The sequence below is a fragment of the Crossiella sp. S99.2 genome (assembly GCF_023094165.1).
Taxonomy (GTDB): Bacteria; Actinomycetota; Actinomycetes; order Mycobacteriales; family Pseudonocardiaceae; genus Crossiella.
Genome location: NZ_JALMDK010000005.1, coordinates 788,931 through 810,412 on the forward strand (window position 1 = coordinate 788,931; position 21,482 = coordinate 810,412).

Genomic DNA, 21,482 nt, shown 5'->3' on the forward strand with positions numbered 1-21,482 from the left:
TCACTGTCAGATATCGCTGTGCACGGCGCGGTCGAGCAGGTCCAGGAAGGACCGGTTCAGCGCGGCGGTGTCCTTGGGGCGCAACGGCCTGCGGGACTGGAGCAGCGCGTGCACGTACAACGATTCGATGGCCAGCCGGGCCAGGTCCGGTCCGACCGTGCCGATCCGCCGCACCAGGGGGTTGCGGCAGTTGAGCACCAGCCGGTGGGTGGCGCCGGAGGCCGTGCCGGACAACTGTCCCAGCAGGTCGGCCCACAGCGGATCGGCCTCGGCGCGCAGCTGCTCGGTCTCGGCCTCCCGGCTCAGCTCCGGGTCGGTGATCAGCAGCGCGGGCAGCGAGATCGGGTCGAAATCGCAGAGCACCGGCTCGCAGTCGTGCCGGGCGAGCACCGCGTCCGCCCGGTCCACCGCGGCCAGCAGTTCCTGTTCCACCTCGGGATCGGGCGCGCCCAGGCTGGCCAGCAGCTCGCTGGGCAGCACCCGGCGGGCGGCCACCCGGCCCTCGGTCTCCACCAGCCTGCGCATCAGGTCGGTGTCGTAGGCGTAGCCCGCGTTGACCAGGCCAAGACCTTGCGCCTCGGCGACCGCGGCGAGCTGGCGGAACTCGTCCACGTCCGGGGTGAACAGCACAGTGCCGTACTTGCGGCGGAACTGGCGCAGGCTGACCACGCCCTCGGTGGTCTCGAACGGCAGCCAGCGCTCCACCAGCCGGAGCAGGTCGTCGTCGGTGAGCGCCATCGCCTTGATGCCCAGCTGGTGCGCGGACAGCAGCGCGCCTGCCCTGGCCGGTTCGGTGGCGCCCAGCCGGATCACCCAGTCCCGCAGCTGCTTGCCCAGCGCCTCGCGCACCGCCAGCAGCGTCTCGTCCTCGTACAGCGCCTCGCGGCTGGCGGTGGGCCGCAGCGCGGTGGTGTTGACCACGCAGCGCACGAAGTAGGCCCACTCCGGCAGCAGCCCCTCCACCCCGTCGCCGACCAGCATCCGGCGCAGGTACACCCGATGGGCTTGGCGCACCCCCGGATGGGTGCCCGCGGGCAGCACAAAAGCCGCGCCGGTGAGCCCGGCGGCGGGCACATCGAGTGGCAGCACGTCGAATGGGGTGAAACCCAGGGTTTGTCCGCAGTAGTCGAGCAGCCGCTCCCGGTGCTCGGTCGCGGTCTCACCCGGCCGCGGCGTCCAGGGCAGCGCCTCCCGGCTGATCCGGCCGTCCCCCGGCGCTCCCGCCACGGTCACCGGCACCGGCAGCAGTTCGCCGAACTCGCGGGCCAGCGCCCGGACCAGGTCCCCGTCCAGCCAGTGCGCGGCGTCCGGGCCGGGCTCCAGCTCCAGCACGGTGCCGATGCCGATGGTCGGCTCGGCCACCGTCTCCACCCGGTAGTCGCCGCTGGCCTCGGCCGTCCACACCACCTGCGCGCCGCCGCGGGCGGACCGGGAGATCACCCGGATTCGCCGGGCCACCATGAAGCAGGACAAAAGCCCCACGCCGAACTGGCCGAGCAGCCCGGTGCGGACGAAGCCCAGCTCATCGCGTTTGGAGGTGCGCCCGAGGGTGGCCAGCAGGCTGTGCACCTCCTGCTCGGTCAGCCCGATGCCGTTGTCGGTGATCCGGAGCACGCCGCCCTCGACCGCGGGCTCCAGGTGCACCGATGGGGTGAAGCCATGGCCGAGCGCGGCGCGGGCGGTGATCGCATCCACCGCGTTCTGCAACAGTTCCCGCAGGTAGACGCGGGGGCTGCGGTAGAGGTGGTGGCTCAGCAGGTCGATGACGCCGCGCAGGTCGACACCGAAGGTGTGCGTCAAGTGGGCCCTCATGGGGAGTCGGCAGCAGCGAGGTGGGTCTGGCGCTCGCACTCGAAACAGCGCGTCAAGGCCCTCGGATGTTACGCGTTGCGCGATATGCGTGCGCCCCGGATCCGGCCATCGCCTAGGATCGCCCTGCTAACCGTACGGACTCTAGGAGCTGTTCTTCACCCATGTCCGCAGCAAACGACCCCTATGACCCGAAGGGGGTCGCCGCCCTCGCGCCGGAGACCCTCGCCGCTGCCGTCGTGCAGGCCGAGAAGGCTTTCGCCGAGGCCGGCGACCTGGAGGCACTGGCGGCGGCGAAGCCTGCGCACCTCGGTGAGCGCTCCCCGTTGCTGACCGCGCGCCGGGAGATCGGCGCCCTGCCCCCCGCCGCCAAGGCCGATGCAGGCAAGCGGGTCAACGAGGCCCGCACCGCGATCCAGACCGCCTTCGACGAGCGCCGCGAACAGCTCCTGCGCGAGCGGGACGAGCGGGTGCTGCGGGAGGAGACGGTCGACGTCACCCTGCCCTGGGACCGGGTCGCGCCCGGCGCCCGGCACCCGATCACCACCCTCGGCGAGTACGTGGCCGATGTGTTCGTGAGCATGGGCTACGAGGTCGCGCAGGGCCCCGAGGTCGAATCCGAGTGGTTCAACTTCGACGCGCTGAACTTCCTCAAGGACCACCCGGCCCGCACCATGCAGGACACCTTCTACGTCGGGCCCGCCGACTCGGGGCTGGTGCTGCGCACGCACACCTCCCCGGTGCAGCTGCGCACCCTGCTCGACCGCGAGTTGCCGGTGTACGTGGTCAGCCCCGGCCGGGTGTACCGCACCGACGAGCCGGACGCGACCCACCTGGCCGCCTTCCACCAGGTCGAGGGCCTGGTGGTGGACAAGGGCATCACCATGGGCCACCTCAAGGGCACCCTGGACGCCTTCGCCCGCGCCATCATCGGCGAGGAGTCCACGGTCCGGCTGCGGCCCTCCTACTTCCCGTTCGTCGAGCCCGGCGCCGAGGTCGACGTCTGGTTCCCGCAGAAGAAGGGCGGGCCCGGCTGGGTCGAGTGGGGCGGCTGCGGCATGGTCAACCCGAACGTGCTGCGCGCGGCGGGCATCGACCCCGACGTCTACTCGGGCTTCGCCTTCGGCATGGGCCTTGAGCGCACGCTCCAGTTCCGCAACGGGATCTCCGACCTGCGGGACATGGCCGACGGCGATGTCCGCTTCACCCTGCCCTTCGGAACGGAGTCCTGAGCCCGTGCGTATCCCGGTGTCCTGGCTGTCCCAGCACCTCGAGCTGCCAGAGGGGACCACGCCGCAGCAGCTCGCCGACGCCTTCGTCCGGGTCGGCCTGGAGGTGGAGGAGGTCCACCCGCTCGCCACCGTGACCGGTCCGCTGGTCATCGGCCGGGTGGCCCAGATCGAGGAACTCACCGAGTTCAAGAAGCCGATCCGCTACTGCAAGGTCGAGATCGCCGGCCCCGGCGTGGTCGGCGCGGCCGCGGTCGCCGCGGCCGAAGAGGCCCCCGACGGCTCGCAGGAAGAAGCCGCCGAGCAGGCCGCGGTGGCCGCCGCGCTCACCGAGCCGCCCGGCATCGTCTGTGGCGCCAGCAACTTCCGCGAGGGCGACCTCGTGGTGGTCGCGCTGCCCGGCGCGGTGCTGCCCGGCGACTTCCAGATCGCCGCGCGCAAGACCTACGGCCGGGTCAGCAACGGCATGATCTGCTCGGTCAAGGAACTGGGCATCGGCGAGGACCACGCCGGCATCCTGGTGCTGCCGCCCGGTTCGGCCAGCCCCGGCGACGACGCGGCCACCGTGCTCGGCCTGCACGACTCGGTGATCGAACTGGCCGTCACCCCCGACCGCGGCTACGCGCTGTCCGTGCGCGGCCTGGCCAGGGAGCTCGCCAACGCCTTCGACGTGCCCTACGGCGACCCGGCGGGCAACGAGCCGCCGGAGGCCGAGGGCGAGGCGTGGCCGGTGCACATCGAGGACCGCACCGGGTGCCGCCGGTTCGTGGCCCGCCGGGTCACCGGCCTGGACCCGACCGCGCCGACCCCGTGGTGGATGCGCCGCACGCTGATGCTCTGCGGCATCCGCCCGATCTCGCTCGCGGTGGACGTCACCAACTACGTGATGCTGGAAATGGGCCAGCCGCTGCACGCCTTCGACGTGGCCGCGCTGCAGGGCGGTATCACCGTCCGGCGGGCCGCCGAAGGCGAGAAGCTGACCACCCTGGACAGCGTCGAACGGCCGCTGAGCACCGACGACCTGGTGGTCTGCGACACCTCCGGCCCGATCAGCCTGGCCGGGACCATGGGCGGGGAGAGCACCGAGGTCAGGGACAGCACCACCGATGTGCTGATCGAGGCCGCGAACTGGCAGCCGGCCACCATCGCGCGCATGGTGCGCAGGCACAAGCTGCCCAGCGAGGCGTCCAAGCGGTTCGAGCGGTTCGTGGACCCGGCGCTGCCCGCGGTGGCCGCCGAACGCGCCGCGCAGCTGCTCGCCCGCTACGGCGACGCCCAGATCCACCGCGGCCGCACCGATGTGGGCAGCCCCGCGCTGCCCGAGCCGATCACCATGCCGCTGGCGCTGCCGGACCGGGTGGCCGGGGTGCGTTACGCCCGCGGCGTCACCGCGCACCGGCTCACCCAGATCGGCTGCCGGATCGAGATCGGCTCGGCCGACGACGGCACCGCCGTGGTGGTGGCCTACCCGCCGACCTGGCGCAACGACCTCAACCAGCAGGCCGACCTGGTGGAGGAGGTGCTGCGGCTGGAGGGGTACCACACCATCCCCACCACGCTGCCCGCCGTCACCGCCGGTCGCGGCCTGACCCCGGTCCAGCGCCGCCGCCGCACGGTCTCCCGCGCACTGGCCGCCGCCGGGTTCGTGGAGATCATCCCGAGCCCGTTCACCGGCCCGGCCATGTGGGACGCGCTCGGCCTGGCCGAGGACGACGTCCGGCGGAACACGGTCAAGCTGCTCAACCCGCTGGAGGCGGACAAGCCGGAGCTGGCCAGCACGCTGCTGGCCGGACTGCTGGACGCGGTGCAGCGCAACATCTCCCGCGGTTTCAAGGACCTCGCCGTGTACGGCATCGGCCAGGTCGTGCTCCAGCGCGCCGAGCAGCCCGCGATGCCCGAGGTCGGGGTCGCCGGTCGTCCGAGCGATGACGAGCTGGCCGCGCTGAACGCGGCCATCCCGCACCAGCCGGTGCACGTGGCCGCGGTGCTCACCGGGTCCCGTGAACGCGCGGGCTGGTGGGGCAAGGGCCGCGAGGCGGACTGGGCGGACGCGGTGGGCGCGGTCCGCGAGATCGGCCGGGCCGCAGGGGTGGAGCTGGAGGTCGTGGCCGGCACCCAGCCGCCGTGGCACCCGGGCCGTTGTGCCGAGTTCCGGGTCGGCGGCATCCCGGTCGGCCACGCCGGCGAACTGCACCCCAAGGTGGTGGAGGCGCTCGGCCTGCCCAAGCGGGCCTGCGCGCTGGAGATCGACCTGGACGCGCTGCCGTTGCTGACCTCCCGGCCCGCGCCGGTGGTCTCCCCGTACCCGCCGGTGCTGCTGGACCTGGCCCTGGTGGTGGACGAGGCGGTGCCCGCGGCCAAGGTCACCGAGGCCGTCCGGGACGGCGGCGGCGAGCTGCTGGAGGACGTGCGCCTGTTCGACGTGTACGCGGGCGAGCAGGTCGGCGCGGGCAAGCGGTCGCTGGCCTTCGCGCTGCGGCTGCGCGCCGCGGACCGCACGCTCACCGTCGAGGAGGCCACCGCGGCCAGGGACGCGGCGGTGGCCACCGCCACCGAACGGGTTGGCGCGACCCTGCGCGCCTGACGTTCTGGGGGTTCGGCCCGCACGGCTGTCCGAAGTGGACTAGCTTTTGGCCCGTGCGCAGCGTCATAGGCCTGATCGTGGTGGGGCTGCTGGTCTCCGGGTGCACCGGGACCAGCGCCCCGCCCACGCCAACCAAACCCACCTCCACCGCGCAGTCCGGGCCGGTCGACATGGACCAGAGCACCCGGCAGCGACTGGCGGAGAACTCGGTGTACCGCACCTGGGACACCTGTGCCCTGCACGATCCCGAGGCGATCAAGAAGGTTTTCGGCGGCGAGTTCGAGCTGCTGGAGCCGGAGACCCTTGACCAGTGCGTGGCCCGGGTGAAACGGCCCGACCTGGGCACTTTCGCGGTCTACACCTACGTCGGCGCCCCGTTCTTCCCGCAGGACGAGGCGAAGGCGGAGATCGGTGGCAAGACCTTCCTCAGCGACTCCAAGGACAACACCAGCTGCAGCTGGCACTACCTGACCAGCAAGCAGTCCGCGATCACGCTGCGGATCACCTACAGCGGCGGCGTGGACAGCAAGCAGCCACCCAAGCCGGCCTGCGAGTTCGGCAAGGACTACCTGGCCACCCTCGCGCCAATCTGGTCGAACCCGCCGCTGCGCAGCGAGGGCGCCACCGAACCGGCGATCGCGCTGGCCGGCAAGGACCCGTGCGCGACGTATGAGGAGCTGGCCAAGCTGCTCCCGCAGGGCGGCGACAAGCCACAGCTGATGGTGCCCAGCCCGTACGCCTGCGTGGTCCGGCTGCCGGTGCGGTCCAAGACGGGCAGCTCCGGCTTCGACGTCCGGTTCCTCTTCGCCGACGACCCGGTCGCCGCGGCCCAGCGCACCCCAGGCCAGTACAAGCCGGTGCAGATCGAGGGCAAGCCAGGGACCGTGCAGCAGCGGAAGGGCGAGTGCACGATCAACGTGCAGGCCGAGGAAACCTCGATCCCCGGCCTCAACGAGGAGGTCCCGGTGATCCGGCTGACCGCCCCCGACTGCCAGCAGGCCGAGACCGCGGCCAAGATCGTCACCAAGGCGGCCCTGTCATGAAGAAACTCCTGCCCCTGCTGGCCGCGCTGGCCGTGCTGACCGCCTGCACCCAGTCGATTCCCGGCACCCCCACCGCGGCCGGCCAGAACGCCGCCGAGTCCGGCGTGACCCCGCCTTCTGGCGAGAAGGTCAAGCGCCAGCCGATCCGCCTGGGTCTGCAGAACCCGCCCAAGGACTGGCAGGCCGCGGGCGCCCCGTTCGATCCGTGCACGGTGCTGGGCTGGCCGGATATCCCTGAGGCGCAACGGGATCCGAAGAACCGCCCGCCGAAACTGATGGCGCTGAAGAAGGACGACGCCATCGAGACCGGCTGCATGTTCTACAACGACGAGATGGTCAGCATCGTCATCCCCAGCTCCGGCCAGCCGGTTCCCTCGGCCGCGCCGGTCACCAAGAGCCCGTACTTCCGGGTCAGCGTGGTCTGGGGCTCGACGATCGACCCGTCCCGCTTCGGCGGCGAGAAGCTCACCCTCGGCGGCAAACCCGCCGCGGTCGTCCCCGACAAGATCGGCTCCCTGAACGACCCGATCTGCCTGGTCGCGATGAAGTTCGCCAAGGGCGGCGGCGGCGTCGACGTCCGCAACGGCCGCTTCCCCGGCCTCGACCCCTGCCCCCTCGCCAAGGCCCTAGCCGAAAAACTGGCCACCAAGGTCCCCTAACCCCTCCCGAGTGTTGGCCGTTCTCGTACGCCCACTTGGCCAAACTCGTACGCCACGTTGGCCCAACCGGTACGCCGAGTTCGCCCAACTCGTCCAACCGCCCACTTGGGCACACCGGGCGTACGACTTGGCCCAACTCGACGTACGACTTGGGCCAAACCGGCGTACCAGTTGGGCCAACTCGGTGTACGAGAACGGCCAACACTCCGGGTGGGTGGGTGAACCGGTTTCTTCGGCGGCACGTGTTATCCGTGACGGCGAAGGGAGTTTCCGTGCGGCATGGTGTGGACACCGGGTTGCTCCGGCAGGGGGCGCACAGTCCGTCCTACTTCGCGTTGCAGCGGGGGATGGGTGGGCGGGAGCTGGTGGACTTCTGCATTCCCTGCAACCCGTACTTCCCGACGCCCCGCATGTTCGACGAGCTGGCCGAGAACCTGGAGCGGATCCTCAAGTTCTACCCCAGCGACGCGGCCACCATCACCGCGCAGCTCTGCAAGGTGCTCGGGCTCAACCCGGCGACGGTGGCGATGGCCAACGGGTCCACCGAGCTGATCACCTGGATCGACCGGCTGCTGATCCGGGAGAGCATCGCGGTGCCCATCCCCACCTTCGGGCGGTGGACCGACCAGCCCCTGGAAACGGGGAAGCGGGTGGACATGTTCCTGTTGCACGAGGCGGACAAGTTCGCCCTGGACGTGGACGCCTACCTGCGTTTCATCGCCGCCCGTGGCTCTCGGGTCGCGGTGCTGTGCAATCCGAACAATCCCGACGGGGGCTACCTGCCCAAGCGGGAGGTGATCCGGTTCCTGGACGAGCTGGCGCACCTGGACCTGATCATCGTGGATGAGTCCTTCATCGACTTCGTCGAGGTGGAGAAGGACGCCTCGGTGGCCATGGAGGCGATGATCCGGCCCAACGTGGTGGTGCTGAAGAGCCTGGGCAAGAACTTCGGGCTGCACGGCATCCGGTTCGGCTACCTCATCGCCAACCCGGCGCTGGTCCGGCGGATCGGCGGCGCACTGCCGATGTGGAACCTCAACTCGCTGGCCGAGGCGGTCATCTTCATGCTCGCCGAGCACCAGGACGAGTACCGGGACAGTCTGCGCTTGCTCGCGCGGGACCGGTTCCTGATGACCGCCTCGCTCGGCCGGTTCCCCGAGTTGACCATCTTTTCCTCGCAGGCCAACTTCCTGCTGGTCAAGCTGCCCAGTGGGGTGCATGGCGCGGAACTGCGCGACTACCTGCTGACCAAGCACGGGGTCTTCGTCCGGGAGTGCGGCAACAAGCTCGGCATGACCAGCGACTTCCTCCGGCTGGTGGTCCGGCCGGAGTCCGATGTGGACCGGCTGGTGGAGGGGCTGCGTGGGTTCGCCCGCGCCCGCACCGGGGAACTGCCGTCCGAACCGCGGATCCCGGCCCCTGCTCGGGCCGAACCGCGTACCCGGCCCACCGGCGAGGTCGTGGTGGACCTGGACGCGCCGACGATCGCCGGTCCGCGGCCGCCCCGGGGCCGCTCGCGCTCGGCCTAGCTACAGCGCGCTGCCCTCATAGCGTTTGGCAATCCGCGGAAAGTGAGTCCGGAGCTGTTCGAGGCCGCCGGTCACCCGGATCCCGGCCGGGGCCTCGAACAGCTCCGGCGATTCCAGGGTGGTGGCCAGGCCGGGCGCGCCGCGTTCGATCAGCAGCTCACCGGCCAGGGTGCTCAGCGTGCCCGCGGTGTCCAGGTCCTCCGGGTCGTCGGGGCACAGGGCCGCCAGCTCGTCGGGGTCGGCGATCACCCGGTCGAAGTCGGTGCGGCCGTGCAGGATCAGCCAGTTGCGGGCCGCGGTGAACTCCTGATCGGACAGTCCACCCCGGACCAGGTCGAAGGCCGCCCACAGGTCCCAGCGGTAGGCCTGCCGGTGGGCGCGTACCAGCTCCCGGTGGAAGCCGGTCAGCCCGTCGGCGCGCAGGTCGGCCAGCCGCCCGCGCAGCCCGGCCAGCCGAGCTTCCACTGTGCCCGCGGGGACCGCGACCACCGTCCAGAACTCCAGCACGTGCCCGCCTTTCCGCACCCGCCTCCCACCGCACGGTACGTCCGGGCACGTCCTACCCGCAGCAATCGCAACACAACTGGCAGGCTCCGGCCACAAAAATGCGCACCGGATCGCAAATTTGCGCTACCAGCAGAGTCTTTGCGTGCTGAGCCGGGCCAGCTGCTGCGCCGCGGACAGCTTGTTCGGCAGCGCGGCGATCAGTCCGGGCAGGATCTCCCGGCATCGGGCCACGTCATCGGCGCCGTGCGCGCCGTCGCCGAGCGCGCGCCGGGCCACCGAGGCCACCCAGTCCACCTCCACGCCCAGATCCCCGGCCGCGTCCACCGCGGTCAGCGGCTCGGGGAAATCGCCGTGGTTGCGCCGGTAACCGTCGATGACCGCCCGCGCGGTGGCCTCCACCATCCCTTGTGGCCGGTTCCAGCCGGCCAGGGACAGCGCGCAGCCCGCCAGTTCCTCCCTGGGCACCCTGGCGCAGGCCAGATCCCAGTCGACCAGCACCGGGCCGTCCACAGCGAGCAGGATGTTCTTGGCCCGCAGATCTGCATGCCCGATCACCTCGGGCAGGCCGCGCGGGGCCTCCACCGTGACGAGGCGGTAGATCTCCTTGACCGTGGCGGACAACCCGGCCAGATCCTCGGTCCACGGCGCGTGCGCGACCTTGGCCTGTTCCACCAGTAATGGCCACAATTCTGCCTGTTCGCCGGAACCGGCCGGGAACGCCCAGCGAGGCTGCGGCGCCATGGTCAGCCGGTGCAGTTCGGCCATGGTCTCCCCGGCCCAGTGACCCACCTCCGGCCGCACTGGCTGCGAGGTCGGTTCGGCCACCACCCACCGGTGCACGCGCACCGTCGCCGCAGGTCCACCGGCCACCGGCACCTCGGTCACCACATCGCCGCCGGGCGCGATCACCGGTTCCGGCATCCGCACGCCTGCCGACCAGGCGGCCCGCTCGAACCGCCAGGCGGCCCGCAGCCAGGGCAGCCACTCAGGAGAGTCGAGCCGGTTCATCTCCTTGACGGCATAAGACCCGAGTTCGGTGTCCAGTCGCCACATCCGATGGCTGTGACCACCAGGAACGGGTGTCAACGGTCCCAGTGGACGACCGAGGTCGAACACGGCCGCGACTGCGCCAGCCTCCAGCCCGCTCATGGCGAACCTCCTTCGACGTGCCTGAACTAACTAGCATGACCTTGCGAGCGTGTGCATAATTATTCGTATGACGGTTCGGGTAGCGGTCGCCGGTGCCAGCGGCTACGCGGGCGGAGAAATCCTCCGTCTGTTGCTCGCACACCCCCAGGTCGAGATCGGCGCACTGACTGCGAGCAGTAGTGCGGGTACCCGTTTGGGAGCTCATCACCCCCACCTCGTGCCCCTTGCCGATCGGGTTCTGCTGGACACCACGCTAGAACAGCTTCGGGGCCATGACGTGGTGTTTTTGGCTCTACCGCACGGTCATTCGGCGGAGGTGGCCAACGGAGTCGACGAACGGCAGACCGTCGTCATCGACTGCGGGGCTGACTTTCGTCTCACAGATCCGACCGCTTGGCGACGGTGGTACGGCACCGAGTTTGCCGGGACCTGGCCTTATGGCCTGCCGGAGCTGCCCGGTCACCGGGAGCGACTGCAAGGCGCCACCCGCATCGCCGTCCCTGGTTGTTATCCGACCGCCGCGTCCGTCGCGCTCGCGCCGGCCTTTGTGGACGGACTGGTCAAGCCGGATGTCGTGGTGGTCGCCGCGTCCGGCACCTCCGGCGCGGGCAAGGCCCCCAAGGCGCACCTGCTCGGCTCCGAGGTGATGGGCTCGGCCAGCGCCTACGGCGTCGGCGGCGCGCACCGGCACACCCCCGAGATCAGCCAGAACCTCTCCGCCATCGCGGGGGAGACGGTCGCGGTCTCCTTCACCCCGGTGCTGGTGCCGATGGCGCGCGGCATCCTGGCCACCTGCACCGCCCCGCTGGCCGAGGGCGTGACCGCCGAGCAGGTCCGGGAAAGCTACGTCAAGGCCTACGACGCCGAGCCCTTCATCCACCTACTGCCCGAGGGCCAGTGGCCGGTCACCGCGGCCACCCTCGGCGCGAACGCGGTGCACCTGCAGGTCACCGTGGACGCCGACGCCGGGCGGCTGGTCGCGGTCGCCGCGGTGGACAACCTCACCAAGGGCACCGCGGGCGCCGCGGTGCAGTGCATGAACCTCGCTCTGGGCCTGCCGGAAACCACCGGCCTGTCAACCGTGGGAGTAGCACCGTGACCTCTTCTGAGGATCTTGTCCCGGATATCTCGGCGGGCGTGACCACGCCCGCTGGCTTCCGAGCCGCAGGGCTGCACGTCGGCGTCAAAGCCAGCGGCAACCCGGACCTGACCCTGGTGGTGAACGACGGACCGGCCGATGTCGCGGCCGGCGTGTTCACCACCAACCAGGTCAAGGCAGCGCCCGTGCTCTGGTCGCAGGAGGTGCTCAAGCAGCGCCGACTGCGCGCGGTCGTGTTGAACTCCGGTGGCGCGAACGCGTGCACCGGCCCCGAGGGCTTCCAGGACAGCCACGCCACCGCGGAGAAGGTCGCCGCGGTACTCGGCGCCGGCGCGGTCGAGATCGGCGTCTGCTCCACCGGCCTGATCGGTGAGCGACTGCCCATGGACAAGATCATCCCCGGCGTGGACGCGGTGCACGCCGCGCTCGGGCGCGGCGCCGAGGCGAGCCTGGCCGCCGCGACCGCGGTGATGACCACCGACTCCAAACCCAAACAGGCCGCGCTGACCCACGCCGACGGCTGGAGCGTGGGCGGATTCGCCAAGGGCGCCGGCATGTGCGCGCCCACCATGGCCACCATGCTCGCGGTCATGACCACCGACGCGGTGGTGGACGCGGACTCGCTGGACAAGGCGCTGCGCGCGGCCGTGGACGTCACCTTCAACAGCCTCGACGTCGACGGCGGCACCTCCACCAACGACACCCTGCTGCTGCTCTCCTCCGGCGCCTCCGGCAGCACGCCGGACCCGGCCGAGTTCGTCGCCGTGCTCACCGCGGTGGCCCGCAGCCTCACCCGCCAGCTCCAGCGCGACGCCGAGGGCGCGACCAAGTACGTCGAGGTCACCGTGGTCGGCGCGGTCGACGACGAGCAGGCCAAGCAGACCGCGCGAGTGGTCGCCGAGGACAACCTGGTCAAGACCGCGCTGTTCGGCTCCGACCCCAACTGGGGCCGGATCGCGATGGCCGTGGGCCGCAGCGGGATCACCATGGACCAGTCCAAGATGGACATCACCGTCAATGGCATCACGGTGTGCCGCAACGGGATGCGCGGCGACGACCGGTCACTGGCCGACCTGTCCGGCACCGACATCGACGTGCACATCAGCCTCGGCATGGGCGCGGGCCGGTCCACCGTCTACACCACGGACCTCTCGCACGACTACGTCGAAGAGAACTCGGCGTACTCCTCATGACCACCATCCCCACCGCGGTCGCCCAGGACCGCAGCGCGGCCGCCGCGGCGAAGGCCGAAGTCCTCGTTGAGGCGCTGCCCTGGCTGCAGCGCTTCCACGGCGCGCTGGTCGTGATCAAGTACGGCGGCAACGCCATGATCGACGAGACGCTGAAGAAGGCGTTCGCCGAGGACATGGTGTTCCTGCGGCTGTGCGGCCTGCGCCCGGTCGTGGTGCACGGCGGCGGCCCGCAGATCTCGGCCATGCTCAACCGGCTCGGCATCGAGGGCGAGTTCCGCGGTGGCCTGCGGGTCACCAGTCCGGAGACCATGGACGTGGTGCGCATGGTGCTCACCGGCCAGGTCAGCCGCGAACTGGTCGGGCTGATCAACGCGCACGGCCCGTACGCGGTCGGCATCTCCGGCGAGGACGCCCAGCTGTTCACCGCCGAACGCCGCGGCACCGTCATCGACGGCGAGCATGTGGACCTCGGCCTGGTCGGCGATGTGGTCTCGGTCAACCCGGACGCGGTGCTCGACATCGTGGCCGCGGGCCGGATCCCGGTGGTCTCCACGGTGGCCCCCGACGCCGACGGCGTCACGCACAACGTCAACGCGGACACCGCGGCCGCCGCGCTCGCGGTCGCGCTGGATGCGGCCAAACTGGTCGTGCTCACCGACGTCGAGGGCCTCTACGCCCGCTGGCCGGACCGCTCCTCGCTGATCGCCCAGATCGGCGCGAACCAGCTCGAAGGCATGCTGCCCGAGCTGGCCAGCGGCATGGTGCCCAAGATGGAAGCCTGTCTGCGCGCAGTGCGCGGCGGCGTCCCGGCGGCACACGTCATCGACGGCAGACTGGCCCATTCCGTGCTGCTGGAGGTCTTCACCTCCTCCGGCATCGGCACGATGGTAGTTCCGGGGGACGAAGAGGCATGAGCCACAACGTGATCAACCATCTCGGGTCGAATGAGGACGGTCAGCGGCGCTGGCGGTCCAGCTTCATGGACAACTACGGCACCCCGGCGCTGGCCCTGGTCCGCGGCGAGGGCACGCACGTGTGGGACGCCGACGGCAAGCGCTACCTGGACCTGCTCAGCGGGATCGCGGTCAACGCGCTCGGCCACGCCCACCCGGCCATCGTGGAGGCGGTCAGCAGCCAGATCGCCACCCTGGGCCACGTCTCCAACTTCTACATGGCCGAGCCCACCCTGGAACTGGCCGAACTGCTGCTCAACCTGACCGGCATCGCCGAACAGGGCCGGGTGCTGTTCTGCAACTCCGGCGCCGAGGCCAACGAGGCCGCGTTCAAGCTCGGCCGGTTGACCGGGCGCACCAAGGTGATCTCCACCGAGGGCGGCTTCCACGGCCGCACCATGGGCGCGCTGGCCCTCACCGGCCAGCCGGCCAAACGGGAACCGTTCGCCCCCATGCCGCCCGGCGTGGAATACGTGCCCTACGGCGACATCGAAGCCCTCAAGTCCATTGTGGACGATCAGACCGCCGCGGTGTTCCTGGAGCCCATCCAGGGCGAGCAGGGCGTGCTGGTGCCGCCGGACGGCTACCTGCAGGCCGCCCGCGAGATCACCAGCCGCCACGGCGCGCTGCTGGTGCTGGACGAGGTGCAGACCGGCCTCGGCCGCACCGGCACCTGGTTCGCCTTCCAGCAGGCAGGCATCACCCCGGACGTGATCACCCTGGCCAAGGGCCTGGGCGGCGGCCTGCCACTGGGCGCCTGCCTGGCCTTCGGCGCGGCCGCGGACCTGCTCAAGCCCGGCCTGCACGGCACCACCTTCGGCGGCAACCCGGTCTGCTGCGCGGCCGGCCTGGCCGTGCTGCGCACCATCGCCGCCGACGGCCTGGTCGAGCACGCCGCCGCGCTGGGCAAGGAACTGGCCACCGGCATCGAGGACCTGCACCACCCGCTCATCGCCGGGGTCCGCGGCGCCGGCCTGCTGCAGGCGATCCTGCTCAACCAACCGGTCTCCGCCGCGGTGGCCGCCGCGGCCCGCGCGGCCGGATTCCTGGTCAACAACGTGCAGCCGACCGCGATCCGGCTGGCCCCGCCGCTGATCCTCACCGAGACCGACGCGCACGAGTTCGTCACCGCCCTGCCCGCCCTGCTGGACGCCGCCGCGGAGGAGACCCGATGACCCTGCGCCACTTCCTGCGTGATGACGACCTGAACCCGGACGAGCAGAAACAACTGCTCGACCTGGCCGATCAGCTCAAGGCCGATCCGCTGGCCAACAAGGCGATGGCCGGCCCGAAGACCGCCGCGGTGATCTTCGAGAAGAACTCCACCCGCACCCGGCTCTCCTTCGAGGTGGGCATCGCCCAGCTCGGCGGGCACGCCGTGGTGGTGGACGGCCGCACCATGCAGCTGGGCCGGGAGGAGACCATCGAGGACACCTCCCGGGTGCTCTCCCGCTACGTCGACGTGGTGGTGTGGCGGACCTTCGCGCACGCCCGGATCGAGGCGATGGCCTCCCAGGCCAGCGTGCCGGTGATCAACGCGCTGACCGATGAGTTCCACCCCTGCCAGGTGCTGGCCGACCTGCAGACCATCCGCGAGCGCTTCGGCCGTCTGGCCGGGCTGACCCTGACCTACCTGGGCGACGGCGCGAACAACATGGCGCACTCGCTGCTGGTCGGCGGCGCCACCGCCGGCATGCACGTGCGGATCGCCTCGCCCAACCGGTTCCACCCGCTGCCCTGGATCCTGGACTCGGCCAAGCAGCGCGCCGCCGAGACCGGCGGCTCGGTGGAGCTGATCTCCGAGGTCGACGCCGCGGTGGCCGGGGCCGAGGTGCTGGTCACCGACACCTGGACCTCGATGGGCCAGGAGAACGACGGCAAGGACCGGGTCGGCCCGTTCCGGCCGTACCAGGTCAACGACTCGCTGCTGGCCCGCACCGGCGTGGACAGCATCGTGCTGCACTGCCTGCCCGCGCACCGCGGCTGGGAGGTCACCGACGAGGTCATCGACGGCCCGGCCAGCGCGGTGTGGGACGAGGCGGAGAACCGCCTGCACGCGCAGAAGGCGCTGCTCGTGTGGCTGCTGGAGCAGGCGGGCTGAGCAGATGACGCAGAGCACCGCGGCCACCAGGGTCGCCCGCCAGGCCAGGATCGCCGAACTGGTCCGCCAGCGCGCCATCCGTAGCCAGACCGAACTCGTCAAGCTCCTCGCGGTCGAGGGCATCGAGGCCACCCAGGCCACGCTGTCCCGCGACCTGGACGAGCTGGGCGCGGTCAAGCTGCGCGGCGCCGACGGCGGGGCGCCGGTGTATGTGATCCCGGAGGACGGCAGCCCCGTGCGCGCCGTCGAGGGCGGGACCTCCCGGCTGGTCAAGGTGCTCGGCGAACTGCTCGTCTCCACCGACGCCTCCGGCAACCTCGCCGTGCTGCGAACCCCGCCCGGTGCCGCGCAGTTCCTCGCCAGCGCGGTCGACCGGGCAGCCCTGAACGACGTCGTCGGCACCATCGCCGGGGACGACACGCTGCTGGTGGTGGCAAGGGAGCCGCTCACCGGGGCACAACTCGCCGCCCGGTTCACCGAGCTGGCCGGCGGCACCCCCCAACCCACTGACGTCCCGACTGCCGCGCCGCAGAACTCGGGTGAGCAACAAGGAGAAAGTTCATGAGCGAGCGGGTTGTGTTGGCCTACTCCGGCGGGCTGGACACCTCGGTGGCCATCGGCTGGATCGCCGAGGAGACCGGTGCCGAGGTCGTGGCGGTCGCCGTCGACGTCGGCCAGGGCGGCGAGGACCTGGAGACCATTCGCAAGCGGGCCATCGCCTGCGGCGCGGTCGAAGCGGTCGTCGCCGACGCGCGTGATGAGTACGCGCAGCAGTACTGCCTGCCCGCGCTGCAGGCCAACGCGCTCTACCAGGACCGCTACCCGCTGGTGTCCGCGCTGTCCCGGCCGCTGATCGTCAAGCACCTGGTCGAGGCGGCCAAGTACCACGGCGCCACCACGGTCTCGCACGGCTGCACCGGCAAGGGCAACGACCAGGTGCGCTTCGAGGTCGGCATCGGCGCGCTGTCGCCGGACCTCAAGGTGATCGCCCCGGTCCGCGACTACGCCTGGACCCGGGAGAAGGCCATCGCCTGGGCCGAGGACCGCAACCTGCCCATCGACGTCAACAAGCGCTCGCCGTACTCGGTGGACCAGAACGTCTGGGGCCGCGCGGTGGAGACCGGCTTCCTCGAGGACATCTGGAACGGCCCGATCGAGGACGTCTACTCCTACACCGAGGACCCGACCGTCGCGCGGGACCCGGAAGAGCTGGTCATCACCTTCGACAAGGGTGTCCCGGTGGCCATCGACGGGGAGACCGTCACCGTGCTGCAGGCCATCCAGGAGCTGAACCGCCGGGCGGGCGCGCACGGCGTCGGCCGGATCGACATGGTGGAGAACCGCCTGGTCGGCATCAAGAGCCGCGAGGTCTACGAGGCCCCCGGCGCGATCGCGCTGATCACCGCGCACCAGGAGCTGGAGAACGTCACCCTGGAGCGCGACCTGGGCCGGTTCAAGCGCCAGGTCGAGCAGCGCTGGACCGAGCTGGTCTACGACGGCCTGTGGTTCTCCCCGCTCAAGGACGCCCTGGACAACTTCGTGGCGGGCACCCAGGAGCACGTGACCGGCGATGTCCGGGTCGTGCTGCACGGTGGTCGCGCGGTGGTCACCGGGCGGCGCAGCGAGCAGTCGCTCTACGACTTCAACCTGGCCACCTACGACGAGGGCGACAGCTTCGACCAGTCCCTGGCCAAGGGCTTCATCCAGCTGTGGGGCCTGCCCAGCAAGATCGCCGCCAAGCGGGACCTGAAGAACCAGTGGACCGGCGCATGAGTGAGCAGAACGGGGCCACCCCGCTCTGGGGTGGCCGGTTCGCCTCCGGACCCGCCGAGGCCATGGCGGCGCTGAGCGTCTCCACCCATTTCGACTGGCAGCTGGCCCGCTACGACATCGCCGGTTCCCGGGCGCACGCCCGGGTCCTGCACCGCGCGGGCCTGCTCAGCGACACCGAACTGCCGGCCATGCTGGCCGCGCTGGACACCCTCGAAGCCGACGTGGTCTCCGGCGCGTTCAGCCCGGACCCGGGCGACGAGGACGTGCACACCGCGCTGGAACGGGGCCTGCTGGACCGGGCCGGAACCGACCTGGGCGGCAAACTCCGCGCCGGCCGCTCCCGCAACGACCAGATCGCCACCCTGTTCCGGATGTGGCTCCGCGACGCTGCCCGCCGTGTCGCCGCGGGGACGCTGGACGTGGTGGAAGCCCTTGCGGCGCAAGCGGCCCAGCACCCGGCCGCGGTCATGCCCGGCCGGACCCACCTGCAGCACGCGCAGCCGGTGCTGCTGGCCCACCACCTGCTGGCGCACGGTCAGGCGTTGCTGCGGGATGTCTCGCGGTTGCGGGACTGGGACAAGCGAACCGCGATCTCGCCGTACGGCTCAGGCGCCCTCGCGGGTTCGTCGCTGGGCCTGGACCCGGCGGCGGTCGCCTCGGACCTGGGCTTCGACGCCCCGGTGGAGAACTCCATCGACGGCGTCGCCAGCCGGGACTTCGCGGCCGAGTTCGCTTTTGTGGTGGCGATGCTGGGCGTCAACCTCTCTCGGATCGCGGAAGAGGTCATCATCTGGACAACGGCGGAATTCGGTTACGCCAAACTGGATGACGCCTGGGCTACGGGCAGCTCGATCATGCCGCAGAAGAAGAACCCGGATGTCGCGGAGCTGATGCGCGGCAAGTCCGGGCGGCTGATCGGCAACCTTTCCGGATTGCTGGCCACGTTGAAGGCCCAGCCGCTGGCCTACAACCGGGATCTGCAGGAGGACAAAGAGCCGCTGTTCGATTCGGTCACCCAGTTGGAGCTGTTGCTGCCGGCGATGACCGGAATGATGGCGACGCTGACGTTCGACACGGATCGACTGGCCGCGCTGGCGCCCGCCGGGTTCACCCTGGCCACGGACATCGCGGAGTGGCTGGTCCGGCAGGGCGTGCCGTTCCGGGTCGCGCACGAAGCCGCAGGCGCTTGCGTGCAGGCCGCGGAGGCCAGGGGCGTGGGCCTGGAGGAGCTGTCGGACGCGGAGCTGGCGGGAATCAACGCTGCTCTGACGCCCGCGGTTCGCGAGGTGCTGACCGTGGAAGGCTCGATCGCTTCGCGGGACGCGCACGGCGGGACCGCGCCGGTTCGGGTGGCGGAGCAGCACCAGCGGTTGCTGGGCGTGCTCGCCGAAGCCCGGGATTGGGCGAAGATCTGAGTTTTCGCTGGTGATGGGAAAAGCGAGTGGGCTTCGGTCCACTCGCTTTTTCTTTTAGCTCCCGCCGCCGGACTACTCCGCGGGCTCCAGGTCCCTCTGCGACAGGCCCTCCCCACAAAGAAAATCGCAAAATAGACCGCAGTGCCCGTGGCGGATAGTTCTCCGCCTGGTCACTGGTTGTCGGTGCGTCCGCCTACCATCGCTGGCGATGACCACCCTCGACCTCTCCGCCGATCCCGTCGTCACCGCGCGCCGACTGCTCGGCTGCACCCTCACCGCCAACGGCGTCACCGCGCGGATCACCGAGGTCGAGGCGTACTGGGGTGCCGCGGACCCCGCCTCGCACTGCTACCGCGGCAAAACCCCGCGCAACGAGATCATGTTCGGTCCGTCCGGGCGCCTCTACGTCTACTTCGTCTACGGCATGCACTTCTGCGCGAACATCGTCTGCCTCACCGACGGCGACCCGGGCGCGGTGCTGCTCCGCGCCGCCGAGATCACCGGCGGTCTCGACCTGGCCCGCGCCAACCGCCCCACCGCCAAGTCGGACGCCGACCTGGCCCGCGGCCCGGCCAACCTGTGCACCGCCCTGGGCATCACCCGCGGCCACAACGGCGCCGACCTGGGCACCCCCGGCTCCCCGGTCCGCCTGACCTCCGCGCCCGCGGTCCCGGACGACCTGGTCGAGGCGGGTCCTCGGGTCGGGGTCGCGGTGGCGATGGACATCCCGTGGCGCTTCTGGCTGCGGGGTGAACCGTCGGTCAGCGCATACCGGCGGGGTGGGAAGCGGCGCCAGCCCAGTTCCACGCCACGCATACCAGGGTGAACCGGTTTGACCTGGTGGGGGATGATGCTGGGGTGAGTGAGCACATCCTCGACGAGTTGTCCTGGCGCGGGTTGATCGCGCAGACCACCGATATCGACGCACTGCGGCGTGATCTGGACGCTGGCCCGCTCACCCTCTATTGCGGATTCGATCCCACCGCGCCCAGCCTGCACGCGGGCAACCTGATCCCGTTGCTCGGGCTGCGGCGGTTCCAGCGGGCCGGGCATCGGCCCATCGTGCTGGCGGGTGGGGCCACCGGGATGATCGGGGATCCGCGGGACAACGGTGAGCGGTCGCTGAACACAGAGGACACCGTGGCCGAGTGGACCGCGCGGATCCGCGGCCAGCTGGAGCGGTTCGTCGACTTCGACGATTCGCCCACCGGGGCGATCGTGGAGAACAACCTCAGCTGGACGCAGGACATGTCGGCCATCTCGTTCCTGCGGGATGTCGGCAAGCACTTCTCGGTCAACGTCATGCTCGGCCGCGAGACGGTCAAGCGCCGGCTGGAGACCGACGGCATGTCCTACACCGAGTTCAGCTACCTGCTGCTCCAGTCGCACGACTACCTCCAGCTGCACCGCAAGCACGGCTGCGCGCTGCAGATCGGCGGCGCCGACCAGTGGGGCAACATCGTCGGTGGGGTCGGGCTGGTCCGCCAGGTCGATCGGGCCGCGGTGCACGCGCTGACGTTGCCGCTGGTCACCGACTCGGAGGGGCGCAAGTTCGGTAAGTCCACCGGGGGCGGCAACGTGTGGCTCGACCCGGAGCTGACCTCGCCGTACACCTGGTACCAGTACTTCGTGAACGTCGGTGACGCCGACGCGGTCCGCTACCTGCGCATGTTCACCTTCCTCAGCAAGGACGAGGTGGGCGAGATCGAACAGCTCACCGCGGACACCCCGCACCTGCGGACCGCGCAGAAGCGGCTGGCCGAGGAGTTCACCACCCTGGTGCACGGCGCCGACCAGACGCGGATGGTGGTCGCGGCCAGTCAGGCCCTGTTCGGCCGTGGTGACCTGCGTGAGCTGGACCTGCCGACGCTGACCGCCGCCTTGTCCTCGGCGGGGACGGGGCAGGTGAAGCTGTCCGACTCGCCGACCATCGTCGATCTGCTGGTCGCGGTGGGGCTGTCCAAGAGCAGGGGCGAGGCCCGGCGCACGGTCAACGAGGGCGGGGCCTACGTGAACAACGAGAAGGTCACCGACGAGGAGTGGCAGCCGTCCCTGGAGACGCTTCTGCACGGTCGGTGGCTTGTGGTTCGACGTGGCCGCCGTCACACTGCGGGAGTCGACGTCCTGCACTAGCGTGGGACGCGAGGGCTGCGAGGCCGTGACCAGCGGTTTCGCGGCCTTGGCTCGCATGTTCACGGGCCTGACCAGGCGATTTGACTTCAGATTCGCCCGAGCGTAACTTTCTCTCTGCCAGCGCGGAACGGCCCCAAGAAAGACCGGGGACGGGGCGCGGCGAAAAGAAAGACAGAAAAGCTTCCAGGACAATCAAGCCCCGGGACAAGCTGTCGGCGAGTAGCTGATAGGTTGTGCGGTGTGCGTGTGTTCTTTGAGAACTCAACAGTGTGCCGATGTAAGCCAGTAGAGCTTATATATTTGAAA

Annotated in this window: 18 protein-coding genes; 15 read left to right on the top strand and 3 right to left on the bottom strand. The window is 70.5% G+C overall.

The genetic code is table 11. From position 1 onward, the window contains the following. Positions 1 to 6: 6 nt before the first annotated feature. Positions 7 to 1,812: an HSP90 family protein gene (locus MZC64_RS22965; RefSeq protein ID WP_247758314.1), complete on the bottom strand. Its 1,806-nt coding sequence runs from the start codon at positions 1,810 to 1,812 to the stop codon at positions 7 to 9. Between the two features lie 161 nt (positions 1,813 to 1,973). On the opposite strand from MZC64_RS22965, the gene pheS reads away from it, so the two are divergent. From pheS to MZC64_RS22990, 5 genes are all read left to right on the top strand, one after another. Beyond that, a complete protein-coding gene (gene pheS / locus MZC64_RS22970; RefSeq protein ID WP_247758313.1) occupies positions 1,974 to 3,041 on the top strand; it encodes a phenylalanine--tRNA ligase subunit alpha in 1,068 nt (355 codons plus the stop codon). 4 nt (positions 3,042 to 3,045) lie between these two features. Next, positions 3,046 to 5,622, top strand: coding sequence for a phenylalanine--tRNA ligase subunit beta (gene pheT / locus MZC64_RS22975; protein WP_247758312.1), 2,577 nt, complete (start codon positions 3,046 to 3,048; stop codon positions 5,620 to 5,622). A 53-nt stretch (positions 5,623 to 5,675) separates the two neighbouring features. Next, positions 5,676 to 6,665 (top strand): hypothetical protein, encoded by a 990-nt coding sequence (locus MZC64_RS22980; protein WP_247758311.1) that lies wholly within the window; start codon positions 5,676 to 5,678, stop codon positions 6,663 to 6,665. After that, on the top strand, positions 6,662 to 7,324 hold the full coding sequence (locus tag MZC64_RS22985) for a DUF3558 family protein (protein WP_247758310.1): 663 nt from the start codon (positions 6,662 to 6,664) through the stop codon (positions 7,322 to 7,324). Before MZC64_RS22980 ends, MZC64_RS22985 begins: the two co-directional genes overlap by 4 nt. 272 nt (positions 7,325 to 7,596) lie before the next feature. Further along, entirely contained in the window at positions 7,597 to 8,853 is a 1,257-nt protein-coding gene (locus tag MZC64_RS22990; protein ID WP_247758309.1) for a histidinol-phosphate transaminase, read from the top strand. On the opposite strand, the gene MZC64_RS22995 is transcribed toward MZC64_RS22990, so the two are convergent. Together MZC64_RS22995 and MZC64_RS23000 are read right to left on the bottom strand one after the other, a co-directional pair. Further along, complete coding sequence (locus MZC64_RS22995; RefSeq protein ID WP_247758308.1) at positions 8,854 to 9,378, bottom strand: DUF4240 domain-containing protein; 525 nt, start codon at positions 9,376 to 9,378, stop codon at positions 8,854 to 8,856. 105 nt (positions 9,379 to 9,483) lie between these two features. Then, positions 9,484 to 10,509 (bottom strand): phosphotransferase, encoded by a 1,026-nt coding sequence (locus MZC64_RS23000; protein ID WP_247758307.1) that lies wholly within the window; start codon positions 10,507 to 10,509, stop codon positions 9,484 to 9,486. A 67-nt stretch (positions 10,510 to 10,576) separates the two neighbouring features. Between MZC64_RS23000 and argC the strand changes: the two genes are divergently transcribed. From argC to tyrS, 10 genes are all read left to right on the top strand, one after another. Continuing rightward, positions 10,577 to 11,608, top strand: a complete 1,032-nt coding sequence (gene argC / locus MZC64_RS23005) for an N-acetyl-gamma-glutamyl-phosphate reductase (protein WP_247758306.1) — start codon at positions 10,577 to 10,579, stop codon at positions 11,606 to 11,608. Next, the gene (argJ, locus tag MZC64_RS23010; protein WP_247758305.1) at positions 11,605 to 12,801 is read left to right on the top strand and encodes a bifunctional glutamate N-acetyltransferase/amino-acid acetyltransferase ArgJ; all 1,197 of its coding nucleotides are present in this window, start codon (positions 11,605 to 11,607) and stop codon (positions 12,799 to 12,801) included. Before argC ends, argJ begins: the two co-directional genes overlap by 4 nt. After that, the gene (argB, locus tag MZC64_RS23015; protein ID WP_247758304.1) at positions 12,798 to 13,715 is read left to right on the top strand and encodes an acetylglutamate kinase; all 918 of its coding nucleotides are present in this window, start codon (positions 12,798 to 12,800) and stop codon (positions 13,713 to 13,715) included. Before argJ ends, argB begins: the two co-directional genes overlap by 4 nt. Then, positions 13,712 to 14,929 carry an acetylornithine transaminase gene (locus MZC64_RS23020; protein WP_247758303.1) on the top strand — a complete coding sequence of 406 codons (1,218 nt, stop codon included), beginning with the start codon at positions 13,712 to 13,714 and terminating at the stop codon, positions 14,927 to 14,929. Before argB ends, MZC64_RS23020 begins: the two co-directional genes overlap by 4 nt. Beyond that, the gene (gene argF / locus MZC64_RS23025) at positions 14,926 to 15,855 is read left to right on the top strand and encodes an ornithine carbamoyltransferase (RefSeq protein WP_247758302.1); all 930 of its coding nucleotides are present in this window, start codon (positions 14,926 to 14,928) and stop codon (positions 15,853 to 15,855) included. The genes MZC64_RS23020 and argF overlap by 4 nt, the downstream gene beginning before the upstream one ends. Positions 15,856 to 15,859: 4 nt before the next feature. Beyond that, positions 15,860 to 16,420 carry an arginine repressor gene (locus MZC64_RS23030; protein ID WP_185003260.1) on the top strand — a complete coding sequence of 187 codons (561 nt, stop codon included), beginning with the start codon at positions 15,860 to 15,862 and terminating at the stop codon, positions 16,418 to 16,420. Next, positions 16,417 to 17,628, top strand: coding sequence for an argininosuccinate synthase (locus MZC64_RS23035; protein ID WP_185003261.1), 1,212 nt, complete (start codon positions 16,417 to 16,419; stop codon positions 17,626 to 17,628). The genes MZC64_RS23030 and MZC64_RS23035 overlap by 4 nt, the downstream gene beginning before the upstream one ends. Beyond that, the gene (gene argH, locus MZC64_RS23040; RefSeq protein WP_247758301.1) at positions 17,625 to 19,043 is read left to right on the top strand and encodes an argininosuccinate lyase; all 1,419 of its coding nucleotides are present in this window, start codon (positions 17,625 to 17,627) and stop codon (positions 19,041 to 19,043) included. Before MZC64_RS23035 ends, argH begins: the two co-directional genes overlap by 4 nt. Before the next feature lie 208 nt (positions 19,044 to 19,251). Beyond that, a complete protein-coding gene (locus tag MZC64_RS23045; RefSeq protein ID WP_247758300.1) occupies positions 19,252 to 19,869 on the top strand; it encodes a DNA-3-methyladenine glycosylase in 618 nt (205 codons plus the stop codon). Between the two features lie 32 nt (positions 19,870 to 19,901). Then, positions 19,902 to 21,176, top strand: a complete 1,275-nt coding sequence (tyrS, locus tag MZC64_RS23050; protein WP_247758299.1) for a tyrosine--tRNA ligase — start codon at positions 19,902 to 19,904, stop codon at positions 21,174 to 21,176. Positions 21,177 to 21,482: the final 306 nt, after the last annotated feature.